The sequence below is a fragment of the Pseudoalteromonas sp. T1lg23B genome (assembly GCF_002964665.1).
Classification (GTDB): Bacteria; Pseudomonadota; Gammaproteobacteria; order Enterobacterales; family Alteromonadaceae; genus Pseudoalteromonas.
On sequence record NZ_PQBZ01000042.1, the window covers coordinates 876843 to 902742 of the forward strand.

The 25900-nt window shown below is 43.5% G+C and carries 17 protein-coding genes; 5 read left to right on the top strand and 12 right to left on the bottom strand.

Annotated elements, in window-relative coordinates:
- Positions 1-89: 89 nt before the first annotated feature.
- The 4 genes from C2M32_RS20320 to C2M32_RS20335 all read right to left on the bottom strand — a co-directional run bounded on the left by C2M32_RS20320 (position 90) and on the right by C2M32_RS20335 (position 7646).
- Positions 90-2081: a flavohemoglobin expression-modulating QEGLA motif protein gene (locus tag C2M32_RS20320; RefSeq protein ID WP_105170112.1), complete on the bottom strand. Its 1992-nt coding sequence runs from the start codon at positions 2079-2081 to the stop codon at positions 90-92.
- Positions 2065-3111: a glutathione synthase gene (gene gshB, locus C2M32_RS20325; RefSeq protein WP_105170160.1), complete on the bottom strand. Its 1047-nt coding sequence runs from the start codon at positions 3109-3111 to the stop codon at positions 2065-2067. Before gshB ends, C2M32_RS20320 begins: the two co-directional genes overlap by 17 nt.
- A gap of 345 nt (positions 3112-3456) precedes the next feature.
- Positions 3457-5640, bottom strand: a complete 2184-nt coding sequence (locus tag C2M32_RS20330) for a DUF6359 domain-containing protein (RefSeq protein WP_105170113.1) — start codon at positions 5638-5640, stop codon at positions 3457-3459.
- Positions 5641-5753: 113 nt separating this feature from the next.
- The gene (locus tag C2M32_RS20335) at positions 5754-7646 is read right to left on the bottom strand and encodes a bifunctional 2',3'-cyclic-nucleotide 2'-phosphodiesterase/3'-nucleotidase (RefSeq protein ID WP_234401374.1); all 1893 of its coding nucleotides are present in this window, start codon (positions 7644-7646) and stop codon (positions 5754-5756) included.
- 397 nt (positions 7647-8043) lie between these two features.
- Between C2M32_RS20335 and C2M32_RS20340 the strand changes: the two genes are divergently transcribed.
- Positions 8044-8820 (top strand): thioesterase II family protein, encoded by a 777-nt coding sequence (locus C2M32_RS20340; protein ID WP_105170114.1) that lies wholly within the window; start codon positions 8044-8046, stop codon positions 8818-8820.
- An 81-nt stretch (positions 8821-8901) separates the two neighbouring features.
- Positions 8902-9435, top strand: coding sequence for a hypothetical protein (locus C2M32_RS20345; protein WP_234401375.1), 534 nt, complete (start codon positions 8902-8904; stop codon positions 9433-9435).
- 90 nt (positions 9436-9525) lie between these two features.
- On the opposite strand, the gene C2M32_RS20350 is transcribed toward C2M32_RS20345, so the two are convergent.
- The 8 genes from C2M32_RS20350 to C2M32_RS20385 all read right to left on the bottom strand — a co-directional run bounded on the left by C2M32_RS20350 (position 9526) and on the right by C2M32_RS20385 (position 21073).
- The gene (locus C2M32_RS20350) at positions 9526-10743 is read right to left on the bottom strand and encodes an Nramp family divalent metal transporter (protein WP_105170116.1); all 1218 of its coding nucleotides are present in this window, start codon (positions 10741-10743) and stop codon (positions 9526-9528) included.
- 51 nt (positions 10744-10794) lie between these two features.
- A complete protein-coding gene (locus tag C2M32_RS20355) occupies positions 10795-12459 on the bottom strand; it encodes a methyl-accepting chemotaxis protein (protein ID WP_105170117.1) in 1665 nt (554 codons plus the stop codon).
- Between the two features lie 44 nt (positions 12460-12503).
- On the bottom strand, positions 12504-13322 hold the full coding sequence (locus tag C2M32_RS20360; protein ID WP_105170118.1) for a substrate-binding periplasmic protein: 819 nt from the start codon (positions 13320-13322) through the stop codon (positions 12504-12506).
- A gap of 78 nt (positions 13323-13400) precedes the next feature.
- Positions 13401-16007: a TonB-dependent receptor domain-containing protein gene (locus tag C2M32_RS20365; RefSeq protein WP_158678296.1), complete on the bottom strand. Its 2607-nt coding sequence runs from the start codon at positions 16005-16007 to the stop codon at positions 13401-13403.
- Between the two features lie 258 nt (positions 16008-16265).
- Positions 16266-17195, bottom strand: coding sequence for a hypothetical protein (locus tag C2M32_RS20370; RefSeq protein WP_105170120.1), 930 nt, complete (start codon positions 17193-17195; stop codon positions 16266-16268).
- Positions 17183-17902, bottom strand: a complete 720-nt coding sequence (locus tag C2M32_RS20375) for a glycoside hydrolase family 25 protein (RefSeq protein ID WP_105170121.1) — start codon at positions 17900-17902, stop codon at positions 17183-17185. Before C2M32_RS20375 ends, C2M32_RS20370 begins: the two co-directional genes overlap by 13 nt.
- A gap of 121 nt (positions 17903-18023) precedes the next feature.
- Entirely contained in the window at positions 18024-20417 is a 2394-nt protein-coding gene (locus C2M32_RS20380; RefSeq protein WP_105170122.1) for a hybrid sensor histidine kinase/response regulator, read from the bottom strand.
- Positions 20418-20596: 179 nt separating this feature from the next.
- Entirely contained in the window at positions 20597-21073 is a 477-nt protein-coding gene (locus C2M32_RS20385; RefSeq protein WP_105170123.1) for a DUF3293 domain-containing protein, read from the bottom strand.
- A 476-nt stretch (positions 21074-21549) separates the two neighbouring features.
- On the opposite strand from C2M32_RS20385, the gene C2M32_RS20390 reads away from it, so the two are divergent.
- The 3 genes from C2M32_RS20390 (at position 21550) to C2M32_RS20400 (ending at position 25093) form a co-directional block, all read left to right on the top strand.
- Entirely contained in the window at positions 21550-21939 is a 390-nt protein-coding gene (locus C2M32_RS20390) for a hypothetical protein (RefSeq protein WP_105170124.1), read from the top strand.
- A gap of 255 nt (positions 21940-22194) precedes the next feature.
- On the top strand, positions 22195-23211 hold the full coding sequence (locus C2M32_RS20395; RefSeq protein ID WP_105170125.1) for a hypothetical protein: 1017 nt from the start codon (positions 22195-22197) through the stop codon (positions 23209-23211).
- Positions 23212-23509: 298 nt separating this feature from the next.
- Positions 23510-25093, top strand: a complete 1584-nt coding sequence (locus tag C2M32_RS20400) for an ATP-binding cassette domain-containing protein (RefSeq protein WP_105170126.1) — start codon at positions 23510-23512, stop codon at positions 25091-25093.
- Positions 25094-25900: the final 807 nt, after the last annotated feature.

Genomic DNA, 25900 nt, shown 5'->3' on the forward strand with positions numbered 1-25900 from the left:
AAACTCAGTGTAACATGCACTTGGTATGCAGCAAGTTTGGGAAATGTAAGCAAACCACAGCCAAAAAAATGACTGTGGTTTTGGTGTGTTTATTTAATTGAACCAATCACAAAATCCAGCACAGGGTTGCCAGATGGACGGTAAGCTAAGTCAAACAGCGGCGTAGGTTTAGGTAACATACCGCGCTCAACAATTTCTGAAATGACGCCCAAGTCCAATAGGCCAGCTTTACCCATTAGCAAGTTATCCAGAGACGAATGTTTGGCCAGATGTAGCACGTCTCTAAAACCTTTTAAGTAAAGGTGATCTTTGGTAAAGCCCCCTCCGCGATACACACGAGTTGTAAGCGTAAACGCCGACTCCCTGCTCGCACCATGATCTTCAACCAGTTTATGAAAGGTTTTAACAAAATCACCGTGTTCCAACATGTACTGTACCGCCAACACTCGCAGCGCCAGTGTTTTTAAACGGCCGATTGTCAAACTGCCTGAACAATACTCGCTGTATATCGCAACCCCTTCTTGGGTGTGCGTGTTGCCCGCCAAGCCCAGCGCAAAAATCTTCAAAGGTAGCTTTTTGGCAATCAAGGTCGTCAACATGTGAATACCTAACTCATGGTAAGCATAAGCATGTAATTCGGGGGCGGTAAATTTCGCATCCTTATTCACCATTAACAGAGATTTCTCGCTGTTAACCATAGCTTTAGCAACAGTTTTGCTTGATGTTTCAATGCGACAAACCAAACCCCATTGCTGTGCCATTTGCTTAAAGTACTCAACTGCCTCATCAGCGTTATGTACGGCCTGATGCTGCTCTAACTCTGAGTTATTTAAATGCAAAATAAACTTAGCGTTTTCTACATCAGCTTTTTGCGGTGCGCCGTAATACTTCAGTGAATTGTACAAGAAGTTGTCACTGCCGATGGTACTCAGTAAGTCAATTTTATTCGCTAAGTTATCAATTACATGGCGATAAAGCTGTTGGATGTCCGCATCCATGATCTCATCAACGGGCAACTGATATAAATGCTCTCTAAACTTGTACGGATTTATGTTCAGCTGCTTGTATGTAAAGTTGGGGCAGACATCACTGTTTTTGTTTAAAAACCGGCTTCGTTCACTGGCAATGTTCACAGGGTTGATGTAGTTCAATGTCTCTACATTTTTACACAGTGAATACAGTGCCTTATCTATCTTAAGGACATCAGGGCTAATTGATGACGATAACACATCCGCTTTTTTAGTAGTTTTGCGTTTGCCGTAACGACGCACAAAGTAAGCAGCAGTGTCACTGATAGCATTCTTAAAACCCGCCTTAAGCTCTTCTAAAACCAACGGGTAAACTTCCCCCGTAGTTTCATCCATAAAGACCTTTTTCACTTCCGTTGGCAACACCAAAGTGTTGTCAAAGTGCGCATTGACGTGGGAAATCAAATAACCGCGCCCTTGAAACACCTCGTCGGTAGCTGCGCGCACATCAAGATTAGGCAAGCTGATTTTGTTGAGCTGCTTTTCAAAATATTCGCTAACTTTGCCCCAACGCTCAACATCAATCTGACCTGAGCCAATATTAAAGGTTGGTGTATCGCGTTCAATTCGTTTGTAATTGTATGAATGAATATCAAACACAATGGCATTTTTAAAACGGTGTTCAACCTCAGCGATAATCGCTTCCAGCACATTGTAAAATGCCTGATGCTTACGATGGCTTTTTGCACGCTGAGCTGAGCTCAGCGGCTTTTTCCACACCTGTTTGTTCCACGCAGTTTTGAAATACGTAGACAGCGTTTTAGCGCGGTTTAAGTCATATTCAAAGCGTGAGTCGTTACCAATCAATTGAATTGGAAATGACGAGATCAGCTCATCTGTATACGGATCTTCTTCAAAAAAGCGCTCTTCCTTGGTCAGCAAAAAAGCTTTCTCAAGCTCGCTACGTAAGTTGTGACCATTGTGAATAGCTGCACAGATCACCGGTGAGTATTCGTCTATCTTAACGATAAACGCGCCTGACTCAACTTCTGCGTGAAAACACTCACCTTTTTTAATTAACGCAATACACTCGCGCTCAGACAGCGTTAGCATCTTCAATCACCTGTCTGAACTCAGATTTACGGCTGCGAACCAATTCTTTTGCATGCACTACACTTTCAACAAAATCAATAACCTGTGATTGTAGGCGTACTCGGTTTAGCTTGTTGATACGCACAATGCCACCTGGACTTAATACATTTACTTCAATCAGCTTTCCGCCAATGACGTCTATTCCTGTGAAGTACAACCCATCACGTACCAGTTTTGGGCCTATGTATTTACATAGTTTTTTCTCTTGTGCTGTCAATTTGTGCTTCACTACACGACCACCAGCGTGAACATTAGCACGTACATCATTTGCATCTGGAATACGTTTCATGGCACCAATTGGCTCGCCGTTAAGCATCAGAATGCGCACATCGCCTTGTTCTGCACCTTCAACATAATCTTGTAAGATCACATAGTTGCTGCCTTTGCCGTGCTCATCACCACCGATATAAAAATCCAGCAATGAGCGGAAGCTTTGTCTGGCGTTTTTCTCAAGTACAATAACACCACGACCACCATAACCATCCAAAGGTTTGAGGATCATACGGTTACTTGGTGACTCTTCGAAAATACGCTCAAGATACTCACGGTTTTTCGACACATGCGTTGCAGGAATAAACTCACTGGCCGTGTCTTGAAACGAAGCGGTATATATTTTGTTGTTTGCGATACGCAAACCATCTAAGTCATTCATGATGAAAGTGTCACCACGAATTGAGTCTAAGAAGTTCAGCGCTAACGTATCCAGCGGTGGATTCGCACGCATAATGATGGCGTCAAAACCCGCCATAGGTAGCTGTACACGCCTAAACTGTGCAGTTTTGTAAAAGCTAGGGATATTGTCCGGACACTTAGTTACTTTTGTGAATACATCACAAAATGCGCTGGCAACACTGTCACGAATGGTTAAATTGTTAACAGTTGCAAGCGCTACGGTGTGACCGCGCTTTACGCACTCATGGATTAAACGTAAAGTTGAATCGTTTTCTGGCTCAACTTTATGCCACGGGTACATAATAAAACAAATTTTCACAGGCTTTGATCTCTTGTAGCTAAACGGTCTTGCCAACATTGGCAACACCTTAAAGAGCGTAGAGTACAAAATCGCGCCGCAGGGTGCTGAGAAATATTTTTATCGTCACGATAAAAATACTTACACACTGAAATTTAGCTTTTATGTAAGTCAGTTAGGGGGCTTTTTTAGCCAGCCATTTAGTGATTCCGAGAGCCGTACGGGTGTGAATGATTAAACAATTACAGGGATATTCAATACTTGGGAATGTGTCACCAAAACCATATAAAATTTTGATTTTTATACATTTAAATCAGAATAAAATAAAAGGGCCTGACGGCCCTCACTGTTTTTGGGTAAAATTCCTCAGTCGAGCAAAGTTAACTTGCTGACATTGCGCACTCCCGGGTGGCTCATATAATCATTTTTAATGCCTTCCACCCGTAAGCGTTTGCCCAGTAGATTGGGATTTAACTGCGGACTAAACGTATTACGCTGAGAAGATTCTAATTTGATATATAAGTTATCCGCGCTGTTATTGTCATCACTCAGCTCAAGCGCATACTGACCATTAACTGCCGAAGTTATCACGCCCGCTACAACCACCGCTTGACCATTTGCTAACGCCAAAACATCGCTCACTGACATGTCATTGCCCGTATCAGGCTCACTAGTGTCATTACCCACCACTGCTATCGAGCTAACCTGACGCACACCCGGCGCGCTCATGTAGCTGTCACGTACGCCCGTAATCAATAATTGTGCATTGAGAATCGATGGGTTTAGCTGTGGGCTAAATTCGTTGCGCTGAGCGCTTTCAAGCTTCACATTGATAGTAAAACTAGGGTTGTTGCTGTCTTCCAGTACAAGCGCGTAAATATCATTCAATGCCGATTTTACACGACCGGTTAACTCAATGCTCTCACCTTGCGCGGTTGCCAGTGCTTGCTCTACAGATAAAGCGGTTGGTGCGATTTGAATATCACTAACATAACGCAGCCCCGGCTCTCCCATGTAGCTGTCGCGCTTAGCTGTGACGATGATATTTTGATTTAAAATACTTGGATTTAGCTGTGGATTGAAATCGCCACGTTGCGCGCTTTCAAGCTTCACATAGATATGGCTCGCTGGGTTATTTAAATCCGTAAGATCTAATCCATAGATGCCATTTACCGCAGCTGTAACCTTACCAATTACAACCAACTCAGCGCCTTGTGCTGATGCTAATGCTTGCTCAACCGAAACTGCATTGCCCGGTGTAGGCGTTGGATCTGGGTCCGGATCAGGGTTGGTTTGTCCATTGCCAAACGGCGCATTGTAAGAATTATTTTTGTAGGTATCTGTATCCCATGCATTGAATCCTGTAGCTGGCGTCCCCCACGGTTGACCATTATTAGGATCGGTATGCTCCTGAGCCGCCATCGGCGTTGGTGTTGCGATACCGCTGTGGTGGCCATTACTGCCATCAAAGTACTGATAGCTTTCTGGTGTCGCTAGCCAGTTGACAATATTAACCGCCAGCACAGCTGCATTACCCGAATCTGTCCAGCCAGGATAAGTTTTCTTAGTATTACCATTATCTTGACGCAGGTATTTAGGTGTGGCGTCTTCTATCGGAGATGAATCACCGATAAAGGCAGCCTTACCCGCTCCCGACTTTGCAATTGCGGCATACGGACCTTCAGCGGCACCACCAAAATATAACCCTTGGTCTTTAGCATGTCGCCACTTAACGGGGCTATCAGATTCTGAGAAATACACTAGCCCTTTTGCTTTTTGTGGATTCACAATCGCCAGTGTTGCCCCTGCGGCCATCAAAATAGGCTGTACGCCTTGTGTGATCCCTTCCGTTTTTGCACTTTCAACGACACCGCTCACCCCTTGCTTGTAATCAACGGCATTAAAACGAAAACGAATCCCAAAGTTATCAACCAACCATCCTGCGTTCGCATTCTTTGGGTTACGCCAATCACCATAAGCGCCACCCATGTTGTATTTACTTAAGTCGGAGCGGTTGTAGCCATTAAAAACTTCTGTAGCATCCCAAGTGTTTAAGTTGCGATCGGCATCATAGTGATCAGCAACAAAGAAAATCCCTTTCCCAGCTGCAACAAATTGCTCCAATGCAGCCTGCTCGCTTAACGTAAACGGGCGATTAGTCTCGGCAAGTACGAACACGTCAGCGTCTTTAATTGCGTCATAGGTGATCACCGCTTCGTTCTGATTTACTCCAGTGCTGCGATCATCATAAAAGCGAATGCGGCCGTCATTGTTTAAATCAACGCCACGGTACTCTTTAACCGTATAACCCTCTTGTACCAAGGCATCAGCGAAGTCAGAAAATGCACCATCGATAACCCAATCTGCATTCCCTTCGACACCACCATGAGACACATCGAAATAAACGGTTTTGCCATTGTTGTTACTGACGCTCGGCGTTTTTACTGGCGCAACATTGTTCCAGTCATACGCATCTACAGCTAGCGCATTCAGTGAAAGCGTACCACTGAACAACAACGCCAACGCACTGTATCTATACATAGATTTCATTTTTAAAATTCCCGTTACTAAGTTAGAGATCCCTATCTCTTGGTATCAACAAGACAGCAGCTAGGGGTTGATAATAAATAGCCCCAAGCGAGGGGCTAGCGTTAAGCCACAAGTTACTGCGGCTGGGTCAAATCTAATCGGTAAATAGCAAAACCTGACTCGTCCACTTGGTCGGTGGTAATGATGTGAGTGAACTGTTCGCTATATGCTTTTGCTTCGGCACTGTTGGCGCTGGTAAACTGGATCTGCACGTTGGCAATTGGCGCAAAAGACCAGTTCATATCCGCTGCTGGATTGAGGCCTTCACCATTGTTTACTTGGCTTTGATGAGCAATATAATCAGCGACGACTTGACGATTTTCATCAGGAGAGTCCACCACTATCTTGTCTGCGCCAATATGGGGGAAGTTTCCGCCGCCTGAGGCACGGTAGTTGTTGGTAGCGACTAAGAATTGCTGTTCATCCGCCACTGGCTCGCCTTGATATTTAAGCGCGACGATACGCTGACCATCGGAAACCTGTTCACCCTTGGCGTTGTATCTCGCCGGCTGTGTGACATCGATTTGATAAGTCACGCCATCTAACACATCAAAATTGTATGAAGGGAAATCGCTGTTGATCAGCATTTGTACATCGGCGCTTTGCGTATCTATCTGATTGAACTGCCCCGCAGACATTTCCAACCATTCTTTAACTTGCGCGCCATTAAGTTTGAGTACTTTAAGAATGTTGGGGTAAATATAGAGATCCGCGACATTGCGATAGGCGATGTCACCAGATGGGATTGACGTGTAGTCATCCGCACCACCGCGACCCGCTCTAAATGGCGCGCCAGCAGAGAGAATGGGTAATCCATCCAGCTCAGTACCTTGTACGATTTTTTGCGTATACCAAGTTTGCGCATTTGTCACAATTTGAATCGAAGGATCGTCATTGACGAGTGCAAAATAGCTGTTCACTGGTCCTGTTATTTTCGCAAATGGTGCATTTACCCATTCGCGGGTTTGTTGATGTGCATCGTTAACCGCAGACTCAACCTGACCGTCATTATCAACCAAAGCCGTGGTAACTCGGTTTTCATCTGTTTCATAAATTGCTTGTAACAACGATTGGGAATGGCTGACTTGCCATTGGCCGGATTTATACTCAAGCGTAAGATCAATAATACCTAGATGATTCCCCCAAAAACCGGGCATAACCGCTGCCACGCCATTGATTGTGCCCTTTTCTACATCAACACCGTGGTCAGCTAAATTCTCGTACCGTGGCCCTGGGAAGTTGGCATGAGCATGACCAAACATGATGGCATCAATACCATCAACCTTAGACAAGTAATAACTCGCGTTCTCAGACATAGGTTTGTTAGCACTTACATCCAATCCTGAGTGTGGAATAGCAACAATTAAATCTGCACCTTCTTCTTTCATTTTAGGCACATATTGGTTTGCCATTGCGATGATGTCTTTGGCGATAACCTTGCCTTCTAGGTTTGCTTTATCCCACTGCATTATTTGTGGTGGCACAAAACCAATGAAACCCACTTTGATGGTGTGACTATTACCTTTAACGTCAGTAAAGGTTTTTTCCTGTATCACATAAGGCTTGAACAGCGGCTCGTCATTACTCGCATCGTCATCGCCATCATCTTTAAACACATTTGCACTGATATAAGGAAAGTTTGCATCATCGATGGACTCTTGCAAAAACTCTAAGCCAAAGTTGAATTCGTGATTACCAATATTCGCAACGTCATACTCAAGCGTATTCATTGCAGCATAAACAGGGTGAACTTCTCCGGGCGCTAATTTTTTAATTTTAGCCATGTAATCACCCAGCGGACTACCTTGGATCAAGTCACCATTATCAACCAGTACAGAGTTGCTCACTTGTTCACGTGCCTGACGAATTAAAGCCGCCGTTTTTACCAGACCAACCTTGTCGTCTTGCTTATCTGAGAAATAATTAAAGTTCAAAAGATTGGCATGTAAGTCAGTGGTCTCAAGCAAGCGCACTCAATTTGCGTTCCCTCGGTAATAATTACAGGTTGCTTTTCGCTTGGCGTCTTTATTTTATTGTTGTCTGAGTCTGAACAACCAACAAATAATGCGCTAGAGCCACACAAAATTGCTAATGGTAATAACTTTGTCTTCATAGTCCTTGCTCTTTGATTTATCTAGAATTAGAGCAGTTACTATAGAGGTATAAAAAGACAATTAAGCGAATTATTCATGGCATATTTGTGCAATAAATATGACTTTTTAGGGACAGGTATATTGAAAATTTCAGAACAAATTTCGTCCAACCCACATTGAGCTTTAGGCATTATTGCACGTTTCATTTTGTCGCCTATCAAGGTAGACTAAAATGCATAACTGATTAAAAACAATAAAAAAGGATTGATAAATGAGTCGTGCATCACAAAGCCCATGGCTGTTTATTGCTAAGCCAAATCCACAGGCATCACTCAAGGTTGTCTGTTTTCCCTATGCAGGTGGAAGCGTAAGGTCTTTCAGTGATTGGAAGAATACCCTGCCAGATTCTGTTGAACTGATCATCATTCAGATGCCCGCTCGCGGCCCGCGTATTAGTGAGCCACCAGCTCAATGTATGGATGAATTAACAGATACTTTGATAGCTGAGTTAACACCACACCTAAACTGTGACTTCGTGTTTTATGGACATAGTTTGGGCGCCAGAGTTGCATTCGAAACACAGCGCAAAATGAGACAAAGGGGAATGGCTGGCCCGTGCCACTTTGTCGCATCAGGTAGTCCAAACCCAGGCAAAGACCGCAGCCACGAGAATACTCATTTATTAGATGACGAAGCATTTAAAGCAAAGTTGAAAAGCCTTAATGGCACGCCTCCGGCTGTATTAGAAAATGAAGAATTGATGACACTGTTTATGCCGGTGCTGCGTGCTGATTTTAAACTGGCAAACACCTATCGATATACTGGCAGTGAGCAATTTCCATGTAGCTTAGATGTGTTCGCTGGCAAAGATGACGAAATAACTATTGAAGAGCAGCAAGACTGGCAAAAATACTTTTCAGGTGAATACACCTTCACCCTATTTGAAGGTGATCATTTCTTTATCGACAGCATTAATCAAGAAGTGGGTGAGGCCTTCAGTACAATCGTTAAACAACTTTGTAATGAACGTGCTCTCACCAACGCGTGACTAGCAAATAGTTTAGCTTATGAAGCTTTACTCAGACAGGCTACTTCTGCCAACTAGACTCGAAAACAGTGTTCTGTTTTTATGGATATAAAAGCAGAACAAGGAAGTGTAATGATATCAGAGCAACAATGGCAAAATGCTAAATGCGTGTGCAATGCCGGTTTATTTTCGTCATTGCACTATGCCATCGCGTCAGTAGACAATCAGGGCTTGCCTCACATCACCCCCATAGGCTCCTTAATGCTAGGCGATTTAATCGATGGTCAAGCTCAGGCCTGCTATTTTGAGCGCTTTACTAAACAGCTCCCCGCCAATGCCAAGCATAATACCAGCATCTGTATTTTGGCAGTAAACAGCAGTAAATGGTTTTGGTTTAAATCATTATTGAAAGGACAATTTTCGCACCAGCCTGCAGTGCGTTTGATAGGTCAACTTGGGCCATTAAGACCTGCCACCGATTCAGAAATTCAACGCTGGCAAAGGCGGGTAAAACCTTTGCGTTTTACTAAAGGCCATAAGTTAATGTGGCAATCAATGAGCCATGTTCGTGATATTACTATCACTGAAGTGAAAGCCGTAAGCATAGGTAAAATGACGCAACAGTCAATGAATTAGTGTGCACACACTCATTTTTAGAAATGAAATTTAAAACAAATAAAATCATACACATAGAGATATAACACAGCTTGAAACAACCGAAAAAAATCAATACAAGCCAAACGATTTAGCGATTAACCTCACGCCCAAGAAGGCCGTAAAAATAAGTACCGAAAAGCCAAGAAAGTTCGACCATTTTGTATTGGCATAGCGTCCAAGTAATTGTCGGTTGTTCATCGCATACAATAAAAACAAGGCGATAATGGGTAGTAGTAAACCATTCGCAAACTGAGCAAGAATAATAAGTTGAATCGGCTTAACATCTGCCATAGACAAAGCTGCACCTATCATTATGACGCCGATGGTAATGAGTCGAAAAGCTTTAGAGTTTACATCTCCTTTGAGCTGCAAAATTTCAGAGATCACATACCCTGTTGCTAACGGTGCTGTGATCACACTGCTCAGCCCCGCAGAGAATAGTCCGATACCCAATAAATACTTGGAAAGACTGCCAAATGTCGGTTCGAAGATCACCGCCATATCAAGTGCATTATTCACACTCAACCCCAGCGTGAAAATACTGGCAGCCGCTGTTGAAGTCACCAAAATTGCTATTAATCCACCCAAACCAATGGATATGATGGTATCTGAACGCGCCTTAGGGATATCTTCGGGCTTTGACCAGTGTGACTTCGCGGTAGAAGCATGTAAAAACAAATTATAAGGCACCACTGTTGTGCCTATCAGCGCTATCACTGTCAACAAACTTCCCTCTGGAATAGACGGCGAAACTAAACCTTTGAATAGCTGAGCAAGGTCAGGCTTGACCAAAAAGAAGGTAACAATAAATGCCAATGCCATAATGCATACTAAGGTAATTAAAATGCGCTCGATTTGCCGATACGTACCCTGCATAAGGATCACCGCGCCTATCGCCGTCAAAGCAATAATTGAGCCTCTAAAAATCCATTTATTCGGATTTGTGATTGCTTCAATCCCCAGCGCAGCGCCCACAAGGTTTCCCGCTTCGTATGCAACATTGCCGATACAAATGGCAACAATAATCAAAGCAAACAATGGCCATTTCCAAAACGAATCATGTAATGACTGATTAATAACCTCACCCAATCCCTTCTGTGTCACAATACCAACTCGCGCTGACATTTCTTGAAGAATGATGGTTGCCCCCGTTGCAAAGACTAAAGCCCACAGCAACACATAGCCATATTGCGCTCCAGCGAGGGTACATGCGGTAATCGTTCCTGGACCAATAAACGCTGCCGTCACGATAACGCCTGGTCCAAAGTTTTTTAATTTATTTAGCATGGTTATTTTCCCATTCTTTTCCGTCTTGACGTTCGAGCATTACAGTGACGGTTATATTTTAAAACGATTAACAATCGCTGCTAACTCACCCGCTTTTTCGCTGAGTTTGGAGCTAATTTCTAAATTTCGATCTCCGATGGCGGCAGACTCTTTGGAATGCTCGGAGATGGACTCTGTTCGTTCACTAATTTCTTTATCAACAATATTTTGCTCTTTTGTCGCGCTGGCGATGTGCTCATTGACGTTGAGTATTTCGTGAATAAACTGCACGATATTTTGTAATGACGCAGATGCACTAGCTGCTTTTTCAACCGTCAGTGCACTAAAGCTCTTACTGGAGTCCATGGCCTGTACAGCATCCTTAGAACCATCTGTTAAGGTGTTTATGACCCCTAGGATCTGAGCCGCACTTTTTTGTGTGCGAGTCGCCAACTCTCGGACTTCATCAGCAACCACCGCAAACCCTCTTCCTTGATCACCAGCTCTGGCGGCTTCAATGGCGGCATTGAGCGCTAACAAGTTGGTTTGCTCGGCAATTTCCTGAATAATTGATAACGTGCTTGAGATATTTTTCACATCACCTTCTAGCTTTAAAATCACGCCACTGGCCTCATCAAGTTTTTGCGCGAGCGTGTTAACCGAATCAGTCGCTTCGTCAACCGAGCTTTGCGTATCATCAGCGCTGCGATTGGCATTTTTTGCAGAAGTAGCAGCTTCGTTAGCATTGCGAGATATTTCTTCGGCAGAAGCACTCAACTGCGTCATCGCGGTAGCGATCATCTCGGTTTCTGACTGCTGGCGCATCAACAATGCATTTATCTCTGAAGATGCATTGGCTATTTGCTTAGTTTCATCAACCACTTCATTTGTCAGCGTAGCGACCTTAATGATCAACGCATGTAACTGACCGAGAAATATATTGAAATTACGACTCAAACTATCAAACTCAGGGAGGGTAAAATCAGGAATGCGAGCGGTCAGATCTGCATCTCTAGCTGCAAAAATATCTATGGTGTCTTCAAACTTAGACAGTGGCACGGTAATGCTTTTACTAATGAGCAACCCAAACATCCCAACCACAATAGAGATAATGAACGTAAACAATAAAATATCACGAATACTTTTCATCACTTGCTTGTCATTTTTTTCGCGCATCGACTTAAGTAGTGCATCAACATCTTCGGTATAGAAACCAGTACCGACGATCAAATCCCAATTAGGCAAATAGATGCTGTATGCGAGCTTCCCTATCGCCTCGTTTTGTCCAGGCTTGGGAAAGTAATATACGGAATAGCCATCACCTCTTTTTGCCGATTCAATAATGTCACGAACCAGATAATTCCCTCTTTTATCTTGTAAATCGATGAAGTTCTGGCCTATTCCTTGATCACTATCACCTTGCATTACACGCGTACCATCACTTTTGAACGCGAATAAATAACCTGACTCTCCAAACTGAATGTTCTTCAATAAGTCAATTACATCTTCTTGCGGTCGGCCTTCATTTTGAATGGGCATGATCACGCTTTGGGCTATTTCTAAATATGCTTTTAATTCATCACGTTTCATACGCATCATTTCTTTGCGGCTTAAAGCCTCCTGAGCGTCACTCAGTTTCGTGGCTTCGCTATATGTGAGCGTGATAACAACCGAAGCAATGATAATGATGGGGAGCAAAGATAATAATATCAGTCTGGACTTTATCTTGAGTTTCATACTCTCGTTCCTCGTAGACAGGCTTGGCCAGATATCACGCCAAACTAATTTACAGCCTGACCGGACCCAACAGGCGTACTTATCACCGGTTGAATACTCCGATAATGTTGTAAATAATCGGCGATGATTTTTTGGTAAGAGCCATCCTCTTTCATTGACCTAATAGCGATATCTAGACGTTGCTTAATCCCTTCTAAATATGGCTCTTTGGCAAACGCGATATAGCTTGGGATGTCATAGGCATATGATGGGACTAGCTGTATTTTTTCCTCTATACCGAGCTGCTTAAGGATCTCCAGACCACCTAACTGATTACTGATCACCACATCAACCCTGTCGGCAAGTAACAACTTAAAGCTGTTAATTCCGGTGTCCGTCGTAACAATATTCTCAAGCACTCCTTTGGCAAGCGCCGAATCTATTTCCTCACCATAACTCACTTTTCGTACAATCCCGATACGATAAGGAGACAGTGATGCAATGCGCCCGTCAAAGTAGATTTGATGGTCTCTGCGCGCGAAGAAGCCAATAGACTGCTGCACCAAAACTTCCTTCGAGTAGCTCATAAAAGTTTCTCGTTCTGGGGTTTTATAAATGGTGAAAATGCCATCTACTCGACCATTTTTAACCTCTCGGATTGCTCTTCCCCATGGTAAAAACTGAATGGAAAATGGTTGTTCTATACGGTCAAATGCCTCACGCACAATCTCTACCGCAATGCCACTGGCATCCTGTGCACCTTGAAACTCATAGGGCGGATACTCCAATGTAACCAAACGAATTACCCGTTCTTGAGACGCAGCTGAAACAGAAGCCATCAGAGCCAATAAAAACAGCAAAAAGACAATAAATTTCCCACCCATATCAAGTTCTCTCAGACCCTGTTACGCCAGACAGCAAGCCCACAATCAATGACCAACCACTTACTACTTCTCAGTAAGCTAAAAACTAATCTGGAATTTTGCATAAGCTCGGCGCCCTCTTGGATCACCCGTTCGGGGATCATAACTACCTGCCACCGCAACATATGGAGGCGCTTCATCAGTGGCATTGATAACCCCAAACGTTAGCTTAGTTTCAGAGTCCCCTTTTAGTACTTGTCCCATATTGACGCTGTATTGCAAATCAAGTGTATTGAAAGCATCGATAGAGTCCCCTGTAACATCATTGGTGTAACTTGCCACATGTCTGATGAACACGTTGGCGCGGTGCATACCACTTGACCAATTCAACCCTATACTGCCGCGCAGACGAGGTGACGGATTACCCACCGTATTTAAATTCAACTGACCGAGCCCATCGCTCGTTTGGCCGCTCGCGTCCATTAAATCGTAACGCAATAAGTAAGTTGCTGTTAGCTGAGGAGAAAAGTTTCCATAGTCGTTGCGATAAATAGTAGAAGCGCTGACATCAAGCCCTGATGTATCTATCGCTTCTGCGTTCACAAACTTGGTATTGACGATTGAAATTGTACCCGCAGACGTTCTAATCACCCTTGTCGGGTCATTCGGGTTGGCGTTTACCACCGCCTGATGACTTTCTCGGGTAAGTACGTCCTCAAAGGAAAAATCCCAGTAATCGATATCAAATGCATATTCATCCAGTGTGTAAGTTAGCCCCAGATTTAGTGCTTTTGAGGTTTCTGGAACCAGATTAGGATCGCCAATGGTGCGGTTGCCCCCAAACGTCGTCGAGCCATCTTCTGGGTCGGTAATATTGGCAAAGTTAGTCTGAACCCCTTGTAACTGATGAACAGATGGTGCTCTAAATGATGTACTGAACGTCCCTCTCAATGACAAGGTATCACTCGCCAACCACAAAAATGAAAGCTTAGGATTGGTGGTATCACCACCAAATTCACCATAATCTTCGTATCGCACAGCAGCGCCTATCTCAAGGTTTTCGGTCAGTGGCATGAGGACTTCTGCAAATAAGGCTTTCACATCGCGCTCGCCAGTAAAGTTCTGATTACCAATTAGAAATGCAAAGCTATCTTGTTGCGTAAAAGAATCATAAACATTCTTGATGGACTCATCTCGGTATTGTATTCCGATGGCATAACCCACATCTCCCCCAGCTACCTCAAACAATGAGTCACCCGTTATGACTGCCTCGTAGACGCGCATTTCAGATTCCGCATCTCCGATGTAGTCACCAATAATAAAATCCCTCAATAGTTCATTGTCAGGATCATGTGGGTCAAATGGATTGAAGTAATAACACTCACCTACGCCAGCCTCGGCCATCGTCGTGCCATTACATTTGTTACCACCGAAGCCATGTAGCGCAGCCTGAAAGTTATCGGTGATCACATCCCTTGGGTTTACCAGCGCGTCGTTTGCCGCAGCGACAAAAGACGCTTGCCAATAAATGCCCTCGGTTATTTCACCATCGACACCAAAAGCAAACCGAGACGTTGTATGATCGTAGTAATTAATCTCCGTGGGCTTACCTACTCCATACGGCCTGCCCCGAAAAAAGACATCCTCTGCGTAGGGATTATCTGGATGAGATGCCAAAACACTAGGCGCATTGAGCACAGGAAAGCTGGGGGAAACTTCACGACTAATTTTATTTCGAGCATAGCCAAACTCAGCCCACATTCGAGTTGTATCACTCCAATCCCACTGTGCACGAGCGTACGCCTGCAATCTATCCTCATTGGGTACAGCTGTTATCTGTGGCGCAAAATCAAATAAACAGAACGAGTTACCGTTAGAACCTTGGGAAACACTGCCACCGTTGGCTGCACAGTTTGGATCTGCAACGGTTAAGCCACTGGGGTTGTTTTCATCTGCTAGCGAGGGGATCACAAAGCTGCCAGGATTACCAAAGCTACTGGTCGCAGGCTCAACCCAGTCGACTTCATCAAGTAACAAACTGGCGCGCTCCAAAAAGCTCACCGCAAACAGCATGTGAGCCGAGTCACCTACATAACCACCATAGGCGAAGTCAATCTTGGTTTCATCCTGAGAGCCTTCACTCCATCTTGTACGGTACTCATACTGAACTTCTGCGCCTTCTAAGTCATCTCGGGTAATGAAGTTAACAACCCCAGCCACCGCATCGGAACCATAGATTGCCGATGCACCATCTTTGAGTATTTCGACTCGTTTGATTGCAAGTGCAGGCACCAAAGAGGCAGTATCAACAAAGCTCGCTCCTTGGTCAGTAACAACCGCCGAGGTAACCTGACGGATACCGTTAAGTAACACTAAAGTTGAAGACACGCCTAAACCGCGTAAGTTGACGTTTGACGTGCCCACTGTAAAGTTTTGCGTCAAATTGTCCGAATTATTCTGTGAGCCTGCGTTAAAAGGCAAGACTTCAATGAGATCACGTACGTCATTCGCACCAATATCAGCCAGATCACTCAACTCAGTGCTTGAGATGGGCGAGGAGCTTTCTGATTGCACCGAGCGTTTAATACGAGAGCCAGTAACGGTAATAGTTTCAATGGATGTTTTTTCCTGAACTTCAGCATAAGCGGTGGACGCTATTGCCAATATACAAAAACAAGACAACAACTTAGGTTTGTTATTGCTCATCATATCCCCTTATCAATTCCACAGTGAGCAATGGGGCAAGCATGTCCCATCAATGCAAAGAGTGCGCAAAATTAATACAAGCTTAACCAAGCATAGTTCGGTATTGGCCAATTACACCACACATAGCGTAATTTAAGTCTATGTAAGCTATGGCTGTTGTGCTGGTGAGGTCAGTAAATACAAAGTGGTCGCAATGGGGTGTTCACCCCCACCTCATATAGCGTCTTCAAGGTGGGGTCGTTACTTATTACAGGAGGATTATTTTCCAGTCGCCAGATGTTCGCTTATAAATGGAGGAGGCTCACCGAGTAAGCTATGCAAACAGCGTCTTATCAGTAGATACAATAATCCGGCAAACAGGATTGGGAGTAACACAAACGCGATAAACTTATGTGCAAGATTGTGGGTAACTACACTATTCCCTTTGAGCAACTTATTTGACAGCTTCACCGCTAGTGCCTTGTGTAGCACTTTAACACCATGTTTAGCGTGCTCTTTTAGATCGGTACTGGATAGGCTAGTGTTCATCTCGTTGGCGACATCACTGAAATAACCTAAATCCGCTTTATGACCTAGTTCAGCCGCAACCACCTGTGAGGTCTTGGCACTCACATGAATACTGTATGGCAGCACCATATGACACATCACAAAAGCCAGCGCAAATGCTTTGCCTAACCACTGTAAACTGGGTCGATACCTCAATTGTGGCTTTACCACGCATAATACAGCCCAGAAGAAGCCGTACAATAGTGCCGCTTGTAGTAACCATGGTGACAACTGCTCGGCCAAAAAGGTCAAAGCTTGTATTGCGCCAACTAGCGCCAAAGACCAAAACAAGTAGTGACTACTCTTTTCCAATAAGCTTGAAAAATCGGCCAGTAAGCTACCAATTTCTACATCAAAATCAACGATAAATGAAATACCAAATTGACTGCTCTTAGCGACATTGAGTGCAGCATTCAAGGCGTTAACATCCGCCAAATCATTCATAATCTGCTGCTCCACTTGCTGTAGATAGTGCAAATTGGATTGATATAAATGTTTATTGTCCTGCACCAAGGCGCTATCAGCAAAACTACCTTGTACAATCGCTATCAATAACCAAGCGATCATTACACTACTTAACAACGCAACGAGTCGATAGCGTTGTTGCTTTATGTCTTGATGAAACGAAGTTAGTAATTGCATTTGAGTGTCTCCAATGCCTGTTTCCCAGCTAGCACTTTGTCTAAATCAACGAGTGTGCTGATCCCAGCCACTGTGCCAGTTTGTGAATATTGCCAAATTTGAATATTTTTGAGTTCCTCTGGCGCATTCATTGTCTCGCCATAATGGGCAAACCAAAACGGATAATCATTAAATGAAGGACCAATGTTGGCTTGCCAAAAGCTGCTATTGCTGTATATCAGCGGCTTACAGCCAAGCTGTTGCTCAAGAGCAATTAAAAATTCATGTAACCGAGATTGTATTTGCTGCGCACTTTGTTCTCGTGTCAGTTCAACGTCAACCATGGGCGCTAAGGTCAGTCCCTTCCCTTTGATATGGGAAAGAAAGTTATCAAGCTGCTGCTGCGGATTGTCTTCAGCTTCAAAAAAGTGGTACGCACCAACAGGCAAAGGCGTATTTTTGATGGCTGTGAGATTGTCAAAATAGTTAGGGTCGTGGTATGTCACCCCATCTGTGGCTTTGAGGTAAACAAATTGAACGCCGCTATCTGCCACCTGTTGCCAGTCAACCTTGCCTTGATCATGGGATACGTCAATCCCATACACACCGTCTGCGAGCTCACTATTCACAGCAAACCAGCTCGAAGAGGAAAATAATACGGGCCTTTTAACACACAAGATAACAATCACCACCAACAACAGCAGCTTAATTACCAGTTTATTATTCATTTCGATTCCTTGATTACTTAGCAAAGGGTGTCAACCTATTTGCTTTAATCTAATATTCTTCAATATGTTACATACGATAGAACAACAGTATATCTGCCTCTAAATATAAAGTCACAAATGATTAACACTCTAACCAGCGCGCGAGTACCTCTTTAAGTTTTTCTTGCTCAACGGGTTTACTGACAAAGTCATCCATACCCGCATTAAAACAGGCGGTAATATCTTCTTTGAATATATTGGCTGTAAAAGCAATGATAGGGAGATTTTTGTAGGTGATGTCTTGTCTGATCCGTTTTGATGTTTCAAGCCCATCTAAGTGCGGCATGTGAACATCCATCAGGATCAAGTCAAACGACTGTTTTTGTAGCGCTTCCAGTGCTAACAAGCCATCTTTTGCGGTACTCACTTCTAAGCCTAATTTTTTCAGCATGGCGGTCACAACCATAAGGTTGACGTCGTTATCTTCGACCAGCAGCACATGACCTTTGAGATCTGACAAAGAAGAAGACACAGGCTGTAATGGCTTTGCCGCCCGAGAAACCACTTCCATAGGTATGCTAAAGAAAACGTCCGTACCTTGACCTAATTTCGACTCAATTCCTATTTTCCCGTCCATGAGCGCTAGCAACTCCTTACATAAGCTCAGGCCTAAGCCTGTGCCATCAAATCGACGGGTCATACTGCCATCGGCCTGTTTAAAGGGTTCGAAAACACGCTGTAAATCTTGCGGAGCGATCCCAACCCCCGTATCAGACACAATGAATTTTAACTCTGCATGCCCCGAAGAGGTTTTACCCTTATTTTGCACCATCAAGCGCACATGGCCTTTTTCGGTGAATTTAATGGCATTACCGAGCAAATTAATGAGTATTTGTTGTAAGCGCGCCTGATCTCCACGAATGTATTCAGGCACATCTCCATCAATAACATATTCTAGACTCAGTCCCTTTTGGGAAGCCAAAGACATCAGCAAGTTATTCACATCTTCAATGAGCTCTTGTAAAGAGAAGTCATTAAGCTCTAATGTAACGTACCCTTCTTCTAGTTTGGATAGGTCCAAAATATCATTGATCACGTTTAACAAATGCTTGCCTGAGTGGGTACAAATTTTCAATAACTGAGTTTGTTCTTTGGTTAATTCTTCACTGCTGTTTAACAACTCTAGCGTGCCCAAAATACCATTCATAGGAGTCCGGATCTCATGACTCATATTGGCAAGAAATCGCCCTTTGGCTTGCAGCGCTTGTTGTGCTTGTAGCCTAGCTTCTTCTAATTCTTGAGTACGAGTATTAACCAGTTGTTCTAGCTTACTTGCTCGCTGGCGCAACTTGTAGCGCATTTGCTCGAAAGAGTCTGTGAGCTCTCCAAACTCGCCTTTACTTGGGTTACTCAGTGGTTTGTCATAATTCCCAGAAGCCAAGTCTTTGGCTGCGAGCGTCAACGAGGTAATTGACCCATAAACCACATTCGATATCCACACAGCCATTACACATACCAAGACAATCACCACTGCAAATACTATCCAAAACAATGTTTGTAGTGCATGTACCTGTTCAAGCATGACGTCATCAGGCAGAACTACCGAAATGCTATAATCGGCTGATTCTATGGGCTCAAAAAACACATGTAGTGCTTGTTCAGTATGAGGATCCGTGATTTTTTCATATCCCTGATGGCCGGCTATCATTCTCAACCCTATCGCTTTGAGCTGAGGATCATCATGTTTGGTTATATAGTGAGCCTCAGACGCGCGCTCACCACTACTTTCAAGTACCCATTCATCATCTTCTAATTTTAAATGAACGATATTTTCTTCATTCCAATGGTAAATGTATGCGCCATGGCGAGAAACCAACATAATGCGCGCTTTGTCTTTAAATGAATCCGCAATATTAGTTTCTACAAGTGAGATTAACCTGTCGATTTCACGCCAACCGATAGCGCCAGCCAACAGGCCTTTCAGTTTCTTTTGCTGATCTAAAATACTGGCGCTGACTACAATTTGTTTAGTTTGAGTGGTATAGGAAATCATAGGATCAGAAACATACACAACGGCTTCTTCCTCGATATTCTGCCCGATAGTCGCTTGCCAATAGTCACGCATAACTAAGCTTTTGGGTTCAGCGTCAGGGTCGGCGTCATCAAAAGTTCTGATCATGCCTTGTGCTGGATTACCGCCCAGCGTGTTGTAAAAGCGACCATCTAGCTCTCCTAGGATAAACTTCTCATAGCGCCCCTGACTGCGTGATTGAGTATCGTTGAGATAGGCTTCCATCTGCGCAAAGTTCATACTTTGTACGCGTTCATCGTTGACCATGGTCGACAACTCAGCTTTACGTTCACTGAAATATCGGTCAAAGGTCATCGCCGCACTGTGCGTTGCAGCTTTTGCTGCGACCACTCGAAGCTGTTTAGCCTGCTCACTGCTTTGAGTCATGGCAAGCCCAAACATCACAAGCAGAGGCAACAGCGCACAGCAAAGCATGACACCAAGCAGTTGGTTCTTTAAACGCATATCAATTTAATAGATCAAGAAACATGCACTACAGTCTAGTAGAAAAAGTGGCCACTCCCTAACATTAGATACGGTTATTTACGATTTAAATTAGTAATGAATACAATAAGGTAAGAAACAAATAAATCTGTCATTTATATGTCAAATTAGCGCATTCTCAGAGCTCCAAAAGCAACGAACTAAGTGTGTGAGCTCACGGCCAAATTGCTTCTTTTAAGGCCCATATTCACGATTCTATGTTTAGCAAATTTACAAATGCGTTGTTTGTGTTCACTCATATGGGTGTTGATAAGCCATAAAGCGCCTGCTTTATCAACAACATAAAATGCCAACTGCTGGTTTTGTCTGGCTAGTTTAACAGCAGTATGCGCAGGGCAAAGCACAAACACACTCAGTTCCTTGAAACGCATATGCCTATCGCCACCCCATAGAAATGAGTAACGCAGCCCCTGATGTTTAAGCTTAAGAATCGCTTTTTGTGCGAACAGCCTATTTTTTCTATGTGTATAGATTTGTCCACGCGGATTCCAAACGCTAATGATAGCGCCACTGTGCAGAAAATTCTGACCTACGCAGCTAGGAACTAACGAATTGCGTAAATCACAAGGCTGAAAATACACCTGATGATAAATTTTCCACAGTCGTTCATTTATCACATTAACACTCCAAGTAGCGCACACCTACCCGTGAAACACAGTTTAGTCCACAGGCTTGATTTTTAAGTCTTGTAAACGGGGTTGATAGATCATGCTGTAATCTGTGTTCTGAGTAACAGCTCACTATGAAAAATAGCACTTTTTAACTAATCAACAAAACGCAACAAGGAGAACAAAATCAATACAAAAATAAACTCATTTAAGAATAAAAAAACCAGCAACTCTAGTCCTAAAAAAGCTTATTTTCAAGTGCCTACCAATAATATTTTTCCGTACTAAAAGCGGTAAAATATTTACAGCTGGAAAACAAAAGTGACATCAAAAAATTCCAACTTACCTTTTGATTTATATCAATTTTTAAAAACAAAACCGTCGTTAAAATGTAATCAAAGTTTAACTTGCAGAACGCGATTTAAACGGTAGGATACCCCCGCCATTCAGGCATAAATCACTTTTAAATTAGAAGGAATTTTCTTGTGAAAAAATTACTGTTATCCACAATTTTTGGTCTAATTTCATCTGCTAGCTTTTCATCTGTAGCGACACCAGACCTATCATCAGGCTATTTTACTACGCAAGAAGTATTAGAGTTTGGTCGTAAATACCAAGTGGTGAAAGAGCAGTTAACTAACTCTGGTTATGAGCTTCAAGGCTGTGAACAACAGCCAGTGTATTACTTCACTCAGCCAAGTGAAGACGTCTACTTGTTTAGCCAAGCAGAGTGTTATTATTCTATTCCTAAAGATCCTAACGTCTATTCTTTTAGAACTGACTACGCAACAGTCGTTGTGGATATTCATTTCCATCAACTTAACTATCTGTATCATGAAGGCAATGTAAATGTGAGCTACTTTACAGCCTACTAAGCATATGCGCGGTGGAGTGGTAACGCCACTTCACCCAAACTTCAGCGACTCACACAGCTCTCGGTCGCGCCGTTTTAAGGCTTTATATCTCTTGGTCAATCTAACCAACTAATTGCACATACCACTAAAAAAGTGAATAATACTCATGGTAAGGAAATAAAAAGTATATAAAAAACAATAACTAATTTTTGGCACCCTATTTGCCTTTTGAAAGGCAATTACTCATGACCAAAAATAAAAATGCAGGGACCTTCCATGTTAAAAATATTTACGCCTTTAGTGAGCACCTTAATTTTAAGTGGGTGCATCATTCACGTTAATACTGCCTCAGCAGATGCCAAAGAACATGTACAACGCCAATTACAATTGTCAGCCAGTAATATCAGCGCATTAACTATGCTGACAAACGCGGGGGACTTAAAGATCATCGCTTCGCCAGATACCAGTGAGATCACCGCTAGTGCCGACATTTACACCATTGAACCCAATGAGTTTGTTTTTACACTTGAGCAGCAAGGTACAACTGCAAAACTAGTTGCAGAAGTTAACTCAGAAAATGGCTGGCGCTTTGGTGGCAACGGCCCCAAAATCGACATGACCATTACTATGCCCAGCGCGCTGGCATTAGATCTCACCGATTCGTCTGGAGACATTGATATTAAAGGGCTAACGAACCACATTCAAATCGATGATGGTTCAGGTGCGCTCACCATTGATGGTGGAAACAACATCACTATACGAGATGGTTCAGGCAACATTACTGTGCGCAACGCCAAAGGCAACTTGACCATTACCGATGGCTCAGGAGAGATCTTAATTAATGGTGGTCAGCAACTTACATTAAGAGACGATTCCGGCGGTATCGAAATTTCAAACATAACGGGCAATATGGAGATCACCGACGGCTCTGGTGATATGGAGATCGTTGGTGGCAACAACCTCACCATTAAAGATGACTCAGGCGATATCAGCGTTATGTCAGTCCGTGGTTCCGTGGCAGTTGTTGATGGCTCAGGCAATCTCACCATTGATGGCGCACAAAGCGTAACTATTGACGACGACTCTGGTTACATTAAGGTCAATAACACTCGCGAGAGCGTACAGATTGAAGATGGTAGCGGCGACATTTGGGTGAGCAACGCAGGTGCTGTAACCATTGACGATGACTCAGGAGACATCAATATCAATAGTGCTCAGAGCCTCGAAATTTTGAGTGATAGCTCAGGAGATTTACGTACCAACGACATCAAAGGCGGCACCACCATAAGATAATCAGGCCAAGTCCAATCACGCAGCGTAATAATACATTGCCGCTGCGTGGTACTTTATTTTTTGAGTCTAAACATTTAGACTCATCCCCTCACCTATTCAAGGAGTAAGCGCCATCATGAACAACTAATACCTGTTATCCATTTTCATTTATTTTTTTTGGATCTACAGGGTTAGTGGACGTGGCTTAGCGTTTATACCTTTTCATTTTTGTTCATACGCACGTTAAAACTTTGCGTTAGTTTCAGGTTGTATTGTTGTTTGGCCTCGTTGACTGCCCCTATTTGATTAGGAGGCTTCTATGCCCGTTTTAACAGCACAAAACCTAAGTTATCAATTTCCTGATGGCCACCTCATATTTCAAGATCTTAACTGCGCTATTCACTCTACTCGCGTTGGCTTGGTTGGCAAAAATGGCGCTGGTAAATCGATTCTGGCGAAATTACTTGCCAAAACACTCACACCAACTCAAGGAAGTATTCACTGCAAAGTACCAGTGGGCTTTTTTCACCAACATCCAGAGCAACAGCTTAAACACTCAACCACCATTGCCCAGTTGCTTGGTTATGAAAAAATACTGCAAGCGTTAGACAAAATTGCCCTCGGTCACTTTGAACAGGCGCTATTTGATGCTGTAGAACAGCACTGGCAACTTCCTGAAACCCTCTCTCAGCAACTACGAACACTGGACTTACCCGACGATTATCACGCCCTTTGCAGTCAACTGAGTGGCGGACAACTGGCTAGACTACGCCTTTGGCAACTTTTTAATAGTGACGCTCAATTACTCATTCTGGATGAACCTTCCAATCACCTTGATGCCGATGGCCAACGTTGGTTACTGGAACAGCTCTCTCTTTTTCAAGGCCATGTGCTGCTTATCAGTCATGATCACGAGCTACTACAACAGGTAACGCAAATATGGGAATTATGCGAATCGGGATTAAAACAATATAGCACCAGTTTTGAGCATTTTTTGCTACAAAAAGACACCGAGCAACGTGCACTGCACAACCAAATACACACAGTGCGAAAACAACAGTTAAAGGTGCAAAAACAAGCACAACTTAATCGAGAGAAGGCACAAAAGCGAGCCGCCCAAGGTAACAAACTTCGAGCAAGTACCAGTCAAGCGAAAGTACTACTCAATAATCAAAAAGACAGTGCGACAGCAAGTCAGTCTAGCAGACAAAAAAATCAGCAACAGCAAGAAAGAAAACTACAAGAAAAGTACACACAACTGCGACTGAAACAACAAGAAAGTTATGACCAGCGCTTTTACTTGGGCAGTATTACCAAAACGGACCTCAATAAGCGCTCGTTAGTAAGTGTACAACACTTAACACTTCCTTTTGGTCAGCAAAAAGAGCTCAACTTTACCATTTATCAGCAGCAAAAATGGCATATAAAAGGCCCCAATGGCTGCGGTAAATCCACTTTATTAAAAGTGCTATTGGCACAACTCCCGCCAACTTCTGGTTCAGTGACCCGTAACATACCTTTGAGTTGTATAGATCAACATGTTTCACACCTTGATCCAGATAAAAGCCCATTGCAAACCTTACAGCATACCTGCCCACATTTGTCATACTCACTTGCGCATACTCTACTGGCAGGAATTGGCTTTAAAAGCACCAAAACAAACCAGCCAGTGGCAACTCTTAGTGGTGGAGAAAAAATGAAGCTCAGCATGCTGTGTGCTAGCCAGCAACAGCCCACCCCACTGTTGCTACTCGATGAACCAGACAATCATTTAGACTTTGAATCTAAGCAACAACTCGCTCAAGCATTATTTGCATACCAAGGTAGCTTTCTGGTAGTCAGCCATAACCCACAGTTTTTAGCAAACATAGGTATAACCCACGAACTCACTTTAGGCACCTAATGATAGACACTGTAAAGGGGGTTTACGGCTTGGGTGGATCTTGTTTGATTTAACTTACAGGCAGATCCATCACTCGACTCAACTCCATCACCCTGAACTTGTGTTTCAGGGTCCATTCGCACAAGACAATAAAACTAACAAAAGATCCTGACCTTCGTCAGGATGACGGGTTTTATTTCTGAGCCGCCTGTGTGGCGGTGAATCCCACCACGCTAAACTCAACTCCGTCACCCTGAACTTGTTTCAGGGTCCATTCGCACATAACAATAAAACTGACAAAAGATCCTGACCTTCGTTAGGATGACGGGTTTTATATCTGAGCCGTCTGTATGGTGGCGAATCCCACCATGCTAAACTCAACTCCGTCACCCTGAACTTGTTTCAGGGTCCATTCGCACAAGACAATAAAACTAACAAAAGATCCTGACCTTCGTCAGGATGACGGGTTTTATATCTGAGCCACCTGTATGGCGGTGAACCCCACCATGCTGAACTCAACTCCGTCACCCTGAACTTGTTTCAGGGTCCATTCAAACGTAACAATAAAACTGACAAAAGCTCCTGACCTTCGTCAGGATGATGGGTTTTATATCTGAGCCGCCTGTGTGGCGGTGAACCCCACCATGCTGAACTCAACTCCGTCACCCTGAACTTGTTTCAGGGTCCATTCAAACGTAACAATAAAACTGACAAAAGCTCCTGACCTTCGTCAGGATGATGGGTTTTATATCTGAGCCGTCTGTATGGTGGCGAATCCCACCATGCTAAACTCAACTCCGTCACCCTGAACTTGTTTCAGGGTCCATT

Coding starts and splice junctions, on each gene's coding strand:
- C2M32_RS20380 (WP_105170122.1), bottom strand. CDS start 20,417: ATGCGTTTAAAGAACCAACTGCTTGGTGTCATGCTTTGCTGTGCGCTG.
- C2M32_RS20345 (WP_234401375.1), top strand. CDS start 8,902: ATGGATATAAAAGCAGAACAAGGAAGTGTAATGATATCAGAGCAACAA.
- C2M32_RS20340 (WP_105170114.1), top strand. CDS start 8,044: ATGAGTCGTGCATCACAAAGCCCATGGCTGTTTATTGCTAAGCCAAAT.
- C2M32_RS20320 (WP_105170112.1), bottom strand. CDS start 2,081: ATGCTAACGCTGTCTGAGCGCGAGTGTATTGCGTTAATTAAAAAAGGT.
- C2M32_RS20360 (WP_105170118.1), bottom strand. CDS start 13,322: ATGGGTGGGAAATTTATTGTCTTTTTGCTGTTTTTATTGGCTCTGATG.
- C2M32_RS20395 (WP_105170125.1), top strand. CDS start 22,195: ATGTTAAAAATATTTACGCCTTTAGTGAGCACCTTAATTTTAAGTGGG.
- C2M32_RS20375 (WP_105170121.1), bottom strand. CDS start 17,902: ATGAATAATAAACTGGTAATTAAGCTGCTGTTGTTGGTGGTGATTGTT.
- C2M32_RS20350 (WP_105170116.1), bottom strand. CDS start 10,743: ATGCTAAATAAATTAAAAAACTTTGGACCAGGCGTTATCGTGACGGCA.
- C2M32_RS20400 (WP_105170126.1), top strand. CDS start 23,510: ATGCCCGTTTTAACAGCACAAAACCTAAGTTATCAATTTCCTGATGGC.
- C2M32_RS20330 (WP_105170113.1), bottom strand. CDS start 5,640: ATGAAATCTATGTATAGATACAGTGCGTTGGCGTTGTTGTTCAGTGGT.
- C2M32_RS20365 (WP_158678296.1), bottom strand. CDS start 16,007: ATGAGCAATAACAAACCTAAGTTGTTGTCTTGTTTTTGTATATTGGCA.
- C2M32_RS20355 (WP_105170117.1), bottom strand. CDS start 12,459: ATGAAACTCAAGATAAAGTCCAGACTGATATTATTATCTTTGCTCCCC.
- C2M32_RS20370 (WP_105170120.1), bottom strand. CDS start 17,195: ATGCAATTACTAACTTCGTTTCATCAAGACATAAAGCAACAACGCTAT.